9 protein-coding genes are annotated in these 8,917 nt (G+C 43.8%); all 9 read left to right on the top strand.

The genetic code is table 11. The features are described 5' to 3' along the window. Positions 1-259 precede the first annotated feature (259 nt). Positions 260-1,132, top strand: coding sequence for a 16S rRNA (adenine(1518)-N(6)/adenine(1519)-N(6))-dimethyltransferase RsmA (gene rsmA / locus ADH54_RS00970; protein WP_049523521.1), 873 nt, complete (start codon positions 260-262; stop codon positions 1,130-1,132). A 1-nt stretch (position 1,133) separates the two neighbouring features. Continuing rightward, positions 1,134-2,012 carry a ribosome small subunit-dependent GTPase A gene (gene rsgA, locus ADH54_RS00965; protein WP_049523519.1) on the top strand — a complete coding sequence of 293 codons (879 nt, stop codon included), beginning with the start codon at positions 1,134-1,136 and terminating at the stop codon, positions 2,010-2,012. A 10-nt stretch (positions 2,013-2,022) separates the two neighbouring features. Then, on the top strand, positions 2,023-2,679 hold the full coding sequence (gene rpe / locus ADH54_RS00960; RefSeq protein ID WP_049523517.1) for a ribulose-phosphate 3-epimerase: 657 nt from the start codon (positions 2,023-2,025) through the stop codon (positions 2,677-2,679). After that, a complete protein-coding gene (locus ADH54_RS00955) occupies positions 2,642-3,304 on the top strand; it encodes a thiamine diphosphokinase (protein WP_049523515.1) in 663 nt (220 codons plus the stop codon). Before rpe ends, ADH54_RS00955 begins: the two co-directional genes overlap by 38 nt. Position 3,305: 1 nt before the next feature. After that, positions 3,306-4,562 carry a DNA recombination protein RmuC gene (gene rmuC, locus ADH54_RS00950; RefSeq protein WP_049523514.1) on the top strand — a complete coding sequence of 419 codons (1,257 nt, stop codon included), beginning with the start codon at positions 3,306-3,308 and terminating at the stop codon, positions 4,560-4,562. Further along, positions 4,552-5,493, top strand: coding sequence for a 3'-5' exoribonuclease YhaM family protein (locus tag ADH54_RS00945; protein WP_049523512.1), 942 nt, complete (start codon positions 4,552-4,554; stop codon positions 5,491-5,493). The genes rmuC and ADH54_RS00945 overlap by 11 nt, the downstream gene beginning before the upstream one ends. A 266-nt stretch (positions 5,494-5,759) precedes the next feature. Further along, positions 5,760-6,587 carry a pur operon repressor gene (gene purR / locus ADH54_RS00940; protein WP_004238844.1) on the top strand — a complete coding sequence of 276 codons (828 nt, stop codon included), beginning with the start codon at positions 5,760-5,762 and terminating at the stop codon, positions 6,585-6,587. Between the two features lie 66 nt (positions 6,588-6,653). Next, positions 6,654-7,904, top strand: a complete 1,251-nt coding sequence (locus ADH54_RS00935; RefSeq protein ID WP_049523510.1) for a diaminopimelate decarboxylase — start codon at positions 6,654-6,656, stop codon at positions 7,902-7,904. A 125-nt stretch (positions 7,905-8,029) separates the two neighbouring features. Then, positions 8,030-8,824, top strand: a complete 795-nt coding sequence (gene pflA / locus ADH54_RS00930; protein WP_001288288.1) for a pyruvate formate-lyase-activating protein — start codon at positions 8,030-8,032, stop codon at positions 8,822-8,824. Positions 8,825-8,917 lie beyond the last annotated feature (93 nt).

The following is an 8,917-nucleotide window of genomic DNA, read 5'->3' as shown; positions in this document are numbered from 1 at the left end:
TCAAAACACTGTTTTGAGGTTGTAGATAAGACTGACGAAGTCAGTCACATATATACGGCAAGGTGAAGCTGACGTGGTTTGAATTTGATTTTCGAAGAGTATGAACGTATGTTTCGCGAGAAGCGCTAAGTCCCCCTTTAAAAATTTCCAAGACTACCTTTCTTCACGAGGAAAGATAGTTTTTTGGTATGATTTTCACCCCCAAAATACAAGGGGAATGTGTTACAATAGTAGTAACAGATAATAGAAAAGAGAATAGATGAGAATTGCAGATTATAGCGTGACCAAGGCAGTGCTGGAGCGTCACGGTTTTACCTTTAAAAAGTCTTTCGGACAAAATTTCCTGACGGATACCAATATCCTTCAAAAAATCGTGGATACGGCTGAGATTGACGACCAGGTTAATGTCATCGAAATCGGGCCAGGTATTGGTGCCTTGACCGAGTTTTTAGCAGAGCGTGCAGCAGAGGTCAGGGCCTTTGAGATCGACCACCGTTTGGTGCCGATTTTGGCAGATACCTTGCGTGATTCTGATAATGTGACCGTAGTCAACGAAGACATTCTCAAGGTCGATTTGGCGCGACATATCCAAAATTTTAAAAATCCTGACCTGCCAATCAAGGTAGTGGCCAACTTGCCTTATTACATCACGACGCCTATTCTCATGCACTTGATCGAGAGTGGTATTCCTTTTAGTGAGTTTGTGGTCATGATGCAAAAAGAAGTGGCGGATCGCATCTCTGCTCAACCGAATACCAAGGCTTATGGCAGTTTGTCAATCGCTGTGCAGTATTACATGACAGCCAAGGTTGCCTTTATCGTGCCTCGTACGGTCTTTGTGCCAGCGCCAAACGTGGACTCTGCTATTTTGAAAATGGTGCGCCGTCCAGAGCCAGCCGTAGCAGTGGAAGACGAGAACTTTTTCTTTAAGGTTTCCAAGGCTAGTTTCACTCATCGACGCAAGACCTTGTGGAACAACCTGACAGGTTACTTTGGCAAGACCGAGGAAGTCAAGGACAAATTGACCAAAGCTTTAGATCAGGCAGGCTTGTCACCAAGTGTGCGTGGGGAAGCTCTCAGCTTGGAAGAGTTTGCCAGCCTAGCAGATGCACTTAAAGGGCAAGGACTCTAAGATGCAGGGACAAATCATTAAAGCCTTGGCTGGGTTCTACTATGTAGAGAGTGATGGCCAGGTCTATCAAACACGAGCGCGTGGGAATTTCCGTAAAAAGGGTCATACCCCTTACGTTGGGGATTGGGTCGATTTTTCTGCCGAGGAAAATTCAGAAGGCTATATTCTCAAGATTTACGAACGAAAAAACAGTCTGGTCCGTCCGCCCATTGTCAATATTGACCAAGCTGTAGTAATCATGTCCGTCAAGGAACCTGATTTTAACAGCAATTTGTTGGATCGTTTCTTGGTTCTTTTGGAGCACAAGGACATTCATCCCATCGTTTATATTTCTAAAATGGATTTGTTGGAAGATAGGGAAGAACTGGATTTTTATGAACAGACTTATGGTGACATCGGCTATGACTTTGTGACCAGTAAAGAAGAACTTTTGCCCTTGTTAACAGGCAAGGTTACAGTCTTTATGGGGCAGACAGGTGTTGGGAAGTCAACTCTTCTCAATAAATTCGCACCAGACCTTAATCTTGAAACGGGAGAAATCTCAGACAGTCTGGGTCGCGGGCGTCATACCACTCGAGCTGTTAGCTTTTACAACCTCAATGGGGGTAAAATCGCAGATACACCGGGATTTTCATCGCTGGATTATGAAGTGACAACGGCTGAAGACCTTAATCAGGCTTTTCCAGAGATTGATACTGTTAGCCTAGATTGTAAGTTCCGTACTTGTACCCATACCCATGAGCCGTCCTGTGCGGTCAAGCCAGCAGTTGAAGAAGGTACCATTGCGCCCTTCCGTTTTGACAACTACCTGCAATTCCTCAGCGAAATTGAAAATCGCAGGGAAACCTATAAAAAAGTCAGCAAAAAAATTCCAAAATAAGGAGAAACCTATGTCTCAATACAAGATTGCTCCGTCAATTCTGGCAGCAGATTATGCCAACTTTGAACGTGAAATCAAACGTCTAGAAGCAACAGGGGCAGAATATGCCCATATCGATATCATGGATGGTCATTTTGTACCGCAAATCAGTTTTGGTGCGGGTGTGGTCGAGAGTCTTCGTCCTCATAGCAAGATGGTCTTTGATTGCCACTTGATGGTGTCAAACCCTGAGCATCATTTAGAAGATTTTGCGCGTGCAGGTGCGGATATCATCAGCATTCATGTGGAAGCAACGCCTCATATTCATGGCGCCCTCCAAAAGATTCGTTCACTCGGTGTCAAGCCTTCGGTTGTCATTAACCCTGGTACGTCTGTTGAAGCGATTAAGCACGTTCTTCACCTAGTTGACCAAGTCTTAGTCATGACGGTTAACCCAGGCTTCGGTGGGCAAGCCTTTCTACCAGAGACCATGGATAAGGTTCGTGAGTTGGTTGCCCTTCGTCAGGAAAAAGGCTTGAACTTTGAACTCGAAGTGGATGGCGGGATTGATGATCAAACTATTGCCCAAGCCAAAGAAGCTGGTGCGACCGTTTTTGTAGCAGGTTCCTATGTCTTTAAGGGAGATGTCAATGAGCGAGTACAAACTCTCAGAAAACAACTGGACTAGGGTTGCAGTTTTTGCAGGCGGAGACCGCGGTCATTATCGGACAGATTTTGATGCTTTTGTCGGTGTGGATCGAGGCTCGCTCTGGGTCTTGGAAGAAGATTTGCCTCTTGCTCTAGCAGTCGGAGATTTTGATTCTGTGACCGAAGAAGAGCGGCAGGTGATTCAAAAACGTGCCCAGTATTTTGTCCAAGCGCGACCAGAAAAGGATGATACAGATCTGGAATTGGCTCTCTTGACTATCTTTAAGAACAATCCTCAGGCTGAGATTACTATTTTCGGTGCTTTGGGTGGACGTATTGATCATATGCTGGCTAATGTCTTTTTACCTAGTAATCCCAAGTTGGCACCTTATATGCGCCAGATAGAGATTGAGGATGGACAAAACTTGATTACTTATTGTCCAGAAGGGACCAGTCAGCTACATCCCCGTTCAGACTACGACTATCTAGCCTTTATGCCAGTTCGGGATAGCCAGCTGACCATTCTCGGAACTAAGTATGAGTTGACAGAGGAAAATTTTTTCTTTAAAAAAGTGTACGCTTCTAACGAATATATAGATAGGGAAGTTTCGGTGACTTGCCCGGATGGCTATGTGGTCGTGCTGCATAGTAAGGACAGGAGGTAGGATGGAAAGTTTACTTGTTCTATTATTAATTGCCAACCTAGCTGGACCCTTTCTGATTTGGCAAAGGCAGGATAAACAGGAGAAACATTTAAGTAAGAGCTTGGAGGATCAGGCAGATCATTTGTCAGACCAGTTGGATTATCGTTTTGAGCAAGCCAGACAAGCCAGCCAGTTAGACCAGAAAGACTTGGAAGTGGCTGTTAGCGACCGTTTGCAAGAAGTGCGAATCGAATTGCACCAAGGTCTGACTCAGGTTCGTCAAGAAATGACAGATAATCTCTTGCAAACTAGGGATAAGACTGACCAACGTCTCCAAGCCTTGCAGGAATCAAATGAGCAACGTTTGGAACAAATGCGCCAGACAGTCGAGGAAAAACTAGAAAAGACCTTGCAGACTCGTTTACAAGCCTCCTTTGAGACAGTTTCCAAACAACTGGAGTCTGTCAATCGAGGTTTGGGAGAAATGCAGACAGTTGCCCGTGATGTCGGTGCTCTTAATAAGGTTCTCTCCGGAACCAAGACGCGAGGGATTCTGGGAGAATTGAAACTGGGGCAAATCATCGAAGACATCATGACCCCTGCCCAGTATGAACGAGAATACGCAACGGTTGAAAACTCCAGTGAACGAGTGGAGTATGCCATCAAGCTGCCTGGACAAGGCGAGCAAGAGTACGTCTATCTACCAATTGACTCTAAGTTTCCACTGGCAGATTATTACCGCTTAGAAGAAGCCTATGAAGCAGGTGACAAGGACGAAATCGAACGCTGTCGTAAGTCACTCCTAGCAAGTGTCAAGCGTTTTGCTAAGGATATTAGGAACAAGTACATAGCACCGCCTCGGACGACCAATTTTGGAGTTTTATTTGTTCCGACAGAAGGTCTCTACTCAGAAATCGTCCGCAATCCGGTTTTCTTTGATGACTTGAGACGGGAGGAGCAGATTATTGTCGCAGGTCCAAGTACCCTGTCAGCTCTGCTCAACTCCCTATCGGTTGGCTTCAAGACTCTCAATATCCAAAAGAGTGCCGACCATATCAGTAAGACCCTTGCTAGCGTTAAAACCGAGTTTGGCAAGTTTGGTGGCATTCTGGTCAAGGCACAAAAACATCTTCAACATGCCTCTGGCAATATTGATGAATTATTAAACCGTCGCACTACAGCTATCGAGCGAACGCTCCGTCACATTGAGTTATCAGAAGGTGAGCCTGCGCTTGATCTACTCCATTTCCAAGAAAATGAGGAAGAATATGAAGATTAGTCACATGAAAAAAGATGAGCTATTTGAAGGCTTTTACCTAATCAAATCAGCTGACCTGAGGCAAACTCGAGCTGGGAAAAACTACCTAGCCTTTACCTTCCAAGATGATAGTGGCGAGATTGATGGGAAGCTCTGGGATGCCCAACCTCATAACATTGAGGCCTTTACCGCAGGTAAGGTTGTCCACATGAAAGGACGCCGAGAAGTTTATAACAATACCCCTCAAGTCAATCAAATTACTCTTCGCCTGCCTCAACCCGGTGAACCCAATGATCCAGCCGATTTCAAGGTCAAGTCGCCAGTTGATGTCAAGGAAATCCGTGACTACATGTCGCAAATGATTTTCAAAATTGAAAATCCTGTTTGGCAACGTATTGTCCGAAAGCTCTACACCAAGTATGATAAGGAATTCTACTCCTATCCAGCTGCCAAGACCAACCACCATGCCTTTGAAACGGGCTTGGCCTATCATACGGCGACCATGGTGCGTTTGGCGGATGCTATTAGCGAAATTTATCCTCAACTCAATAAGAGCCTGCTCTATGCAGGGATTATGCTGCATGACTTGGCTAAGGTCATTGAGTTGACGGGGCCAGACCAGACTGAGTACACAGTGCGAGGCAATCTTCTTGGGCATATCGCTCTGATTGATAGTGAAATTACCAAGACAGTGATGGAACTCGGCATCGATGATACCAAGGAAGAAGTCGTTTTGCTTCGTCACGTTATCCTCAGTCACCACGGCTTACTTGAGTATGGAAGCCCAGTCCGTCCACGCATTATGGAGGCAGAGATTATCCATATGATTGACAATCTGGATGCAAGCATGATGATGATGTCAACAGCTCTGGCTTTGGTAGATAAAGGAGAGATGACCAATAAAATCTTCGCTATGGACAATCGTTCCTTCTATAAACCAGATTTAGATTAATAATTTAAGAAAAATGAGCATTTTTTAGGATAAGAATGTTCGTTTTTTTATGTGAATATGGTATAATAAGTAAAAGACAAAAATGAATACTCTTCGAAAATCTCTTCAAACTAGGGTAGCATCGCCTTGTTGTATGTATATATGCAGGTATATTACAGACCTTGTCAGTTCTATCGACAATCTCAAAACAGTGTTTTGAACCACCAGCGACCAGCTTTCTAGTTTGCTTTTTGATTTTTTGAATAAAAATGGAATAGGAAATAGAAATGAAATTAAGAAGAAGTGATCGGATGGTTGTCATTTCCAACTATTTGATTAATAATCCTTATAAACTAACTAGTCTCAATACTTTTGCTGAAAAGTATGAATCTGCTAAATCATCCATCTCAGAAGATATCGTCATTATCAAACGTGCCTTTGAGGAAATTGAAATCGGTCATATCCAGACAGTAACTGGTGCTGGTGGTGGTGTCATTTTTACACCATCAATCTCAAGCCATGATGCCAAGGAAATGGTCGAGGACTTGCGTGCCAAGTTGTCAGAAAGTGACCGTATCTTGCCAGGTGGTTACATCTACCTATCTGATTTACTTAGCACACCAGCTATCTTGAAAAATATTGGTCGCATTATTGCCAAGAGCTTTATGGACCAAAAAATTGATGCGGTTATGACAGTAGCGACTAAGGGTGTTCCACTTGCAAATGCAGTTGCCAATGTCCTCAATGTTCCTTTTGTCATTGTACGCCGTGACTTGAAAATTACCGAAGGTTCAACAGTTAGCGTCAACTATGTATCAGGTTCAAGTGGTGACCGTATTGAGAAAATGTTCCTTTCAAAACGCAGTCTCAAGGCAGGCAGCCGTGTCTTGATTGTGGATGATTTCTTGAAAGGTGGAGGAACTGTCAATGGGATGATCAGCCTCTTGCGTGAGTTTGATTCAGAATTGGCAGGTGTAGCGGTCTTTGCGGATAATGCTCAAGAAGAACGCGAAAAGCAGTTTGACTACAAGTCACTCTTGAAGGTAACCAATATTGATGTCAAGAACCAAGCCATCGATGTTGAGGTTGGCAATATCTTTGACGAAGATAAATAAGAGATAGAACTAAAGGTTGGAACGATTGTCCCAGCCTTTCTTTGCAAATAGAATAGAAGGAAACTTATGAAAACACCATTTATCAAAAAAGAAGACTTAGAAGCGATTGTTGCCGAGTTCCCAACTCCCTTTCACTTGTATGATGAGAAGGGGATTCGTGAGAAGGCAAGAGCCGTCAACCAAGCATTTTCGTGGAACAAGGGCTTTAAGGAATATTTTGCAGTTAAGGCTACTCCAACCCCAGCTATTTTGAAAATTCTCCAAGAGGAAGGCTGTGGTGTGGACTGCTCTAGTTATGTAGAGCTTTTGATGAGTCATAAACTGAATTTCCCTGGTTCTGAGATTATGTTCTCTTCAAACAACACGCCAGACAAGGAATACGCCTATGCGCGTGAATTGGGTGCGACTATTAACTTGGATGCCTTTGAAGATATTGAACATCTGGAGAGAGCAGCAGGCATTCCAGAAATCATCTCTTGTCGTTACAATCCTGGCGGCGTTTTTGAACTGGGGACAGACATTATGGATAATCCTGGGGAGGCCAAGTTTGGTATGACCAAGGACCAGCTATTTGAAGCTTTTGCCATCTTGAAGGAAAAAGGAGCCAAGACTTTTGGGCTTCACTCCTTCCTAGCGTCCAATACCGTGACCCATCTCTATTATCCAGAGTTGGCGCGTCAGCTTTTTGAATTGGCTGTTGAAATCAAGGAAAAGTTGGGGATTTTGCTAGACTTTATCAATCTTTCTGGCGGTATTGGAGTCAACTATCGTCCAGACCAGGAGCCAAATGATATTGCCTTGATTGGTGAGGGAGTTCGTAAGGTGTATGAAGAGGTCCTTACGCCAGCAGGTCTTGGTCAGGTTAAGATTTTCACCGAATTGGGTCGTTTTATGTTGGCACCTCACGGTGCTTTGGTCACAAGAGTTACCCATAAGAAGAAAACCTACCGTACCTATCTAGGTGTGGATGCATCAGCAGTCAACCTCATGCGTCCGGCTATGTACGGAGCTTACCATCATATTACTAACGTGACACATCCAGATGGACCAGCTGAAGTGGTAGATGTGGTTGGTTCACTCTGTGAAAACAATGATAAATTTGCAGTGAATCGCGAACTGCCTCATACAGAAATCGGTGATTTGCTGGTAATTCATGATACAGGTGCTCACGGTTTTTCAATGGGCTACCAGTACAATGCCAAACTTCGTTCTGCGGAAATCCTCTATACCGAAGAAGGCAAAGCCCGTCAAATACGCCGAGCAGAGCGCCCTGAGGACTACTTTGCAACCTTGTATGGCTTTGATTTTGAAGAATAAAATGATAAGTCATTGAAAATGAAATTGAAAAACAGATTGCTTTCTAAAAAATAGGCAAAAATCTTGTTTTTCCTTCAAGTCATGATATAATAAAACTATAAAACGTTTTCAAGGAAGGTAACGATATGTCTGAAGAAACAATTGATTATGGACAAGTGACAGGAATGGTGCATTCGACAGAAAGCTTTGGGTCAGTAGATGGGCCTGGTATTCGCTTTATTGTCTTTTTGCAGGGCTGTCACATGCGTTGCCAGTATTGCCACAACCCGGACACTTGGGCTATGGAGTCTAATAAGTCACGTGAACGGACGGTAGATGATGTCTTGACAGAAGCCTTGCGTTACCGCGGTTTCTGGGGAAATAAGGGTGGGATTACAGTCAGTGGAGGAGAAGCCCTCTTGCAGATTGATTTCTTGATTGCCCTCTTTACCAAGGCTAAGGAACAAGGAATCCACTGTACCTTGGATACCTGTGCCCTTCCTTTCCGTAATAAACCACGTTACCTTGAGAAGTTTGACAAACTCATGGCTGTCACTGACTTGGTCCTCTTGGATATCAAGGAAATCAACGAAGAACAGCACAAGATTGTTACTAGCCAAACCAATAAAAATATCTTGGCCTGTGCCCAGTATCTATCAGATATTGGAAAACCTGTCTGGATTCGCCACGTGCTAGTTCCAGGATTGACAGATAGAGATGATGACTTGATTGAACTTGGTAAGTTTGTCAAGACCCTCAAAAATGTTGATAAGTTTGAAATTCTACCTTATCACACCATGGGTGAGTTTAAATGGCGTGAATTGGGAATTCCATATTCACTCGAAGGGGTTAAACCACCAACAGCAGATCGCGTCAAGAATGCTAAAAAACTCATGGATACTGAAAGTTACCAAGACTATATGAAACGTGTACATGGATAGAAAAGAAGCCTGATGGAAACATCGGGCTTTTGATACTCAATGAAAATCAAAGAGCAAACTAGGAAGCTAGCCGCAGGCTGTACTTGAGTACGG

The organism is Streptococcus pseudopneumoniae, assembly GCF_001072315.1.
GTDB lineage: Bacteria > Bacillota > Bacilli > Lactobacillales > Streptococcaceae > Streptococcus > Streptococcus pseudopneumoniae_R.
This window is presented reverse-complemented; position numbering and strand designations above follow the sequence as displayed.

Bases quoted from the DNA above. Each gene is read 5' to 3' on its own strand.
- rsmA (WP_049523521.1), top strand. From the start codon at position 260: ATGAGAATTGCAGATTATAGCGTGACCAAGGCAGTGCTGGAGCGTCAC.
- rsgA (WP_049523519.1), top strand. From the start codon at position 1,134: ATGCAGGGACAAATCATTAAAGCCTTGGCTGGGTTCTACTATGTAGAG.
- rpe (WP_049523517.1), top strand. From the start codon at position 2,023: ATGTCTCAATACAAGATTGCTCCGTCAATTCTGGCAGCAGATTATGCC.
- ADH54_RS00955 (WP_049523515.1), top strand. From the start codon at position 2,642: ATGAGCGAGTACAAACTCTCAGAAAACAACTGGACTAGGGTTGCAGTT.
- rmuC (WP_049523514.1), top strand. From the start codon at position 3,306: ATGGAAAGTTTACTTGTTCTATTATTAATTGCCAACCTAGCTGGACCC.
- ADH54_RS00945 (WP_049523512.1), top strand. From the start codon at position 4,552: ATGAAGATTAGTCACATGAAAAAAGATGAGCTATTTGAAGGCTTTTAC.
- purR (WP_004238844.1), top strand. From the start codon at position 5,760: ATGAAATTAAGAAGAAGTGATCGGATGGTTGTCATTTCCAACTATTTG.
- ADH54_RS00935 (WP_049523510.1), top strand. From the start codon at position 6,654: ATGAAAACACCATTTATCAAAAAAGAAGACTTAGAAGCGATTGTTGCC.
- pflA (WP_001288288.1), top strand. From the start codon at position 8,030: ATGTCTGAAGAAACAATTGATTATGGACAAGTGACAGGAATGGTGCAT.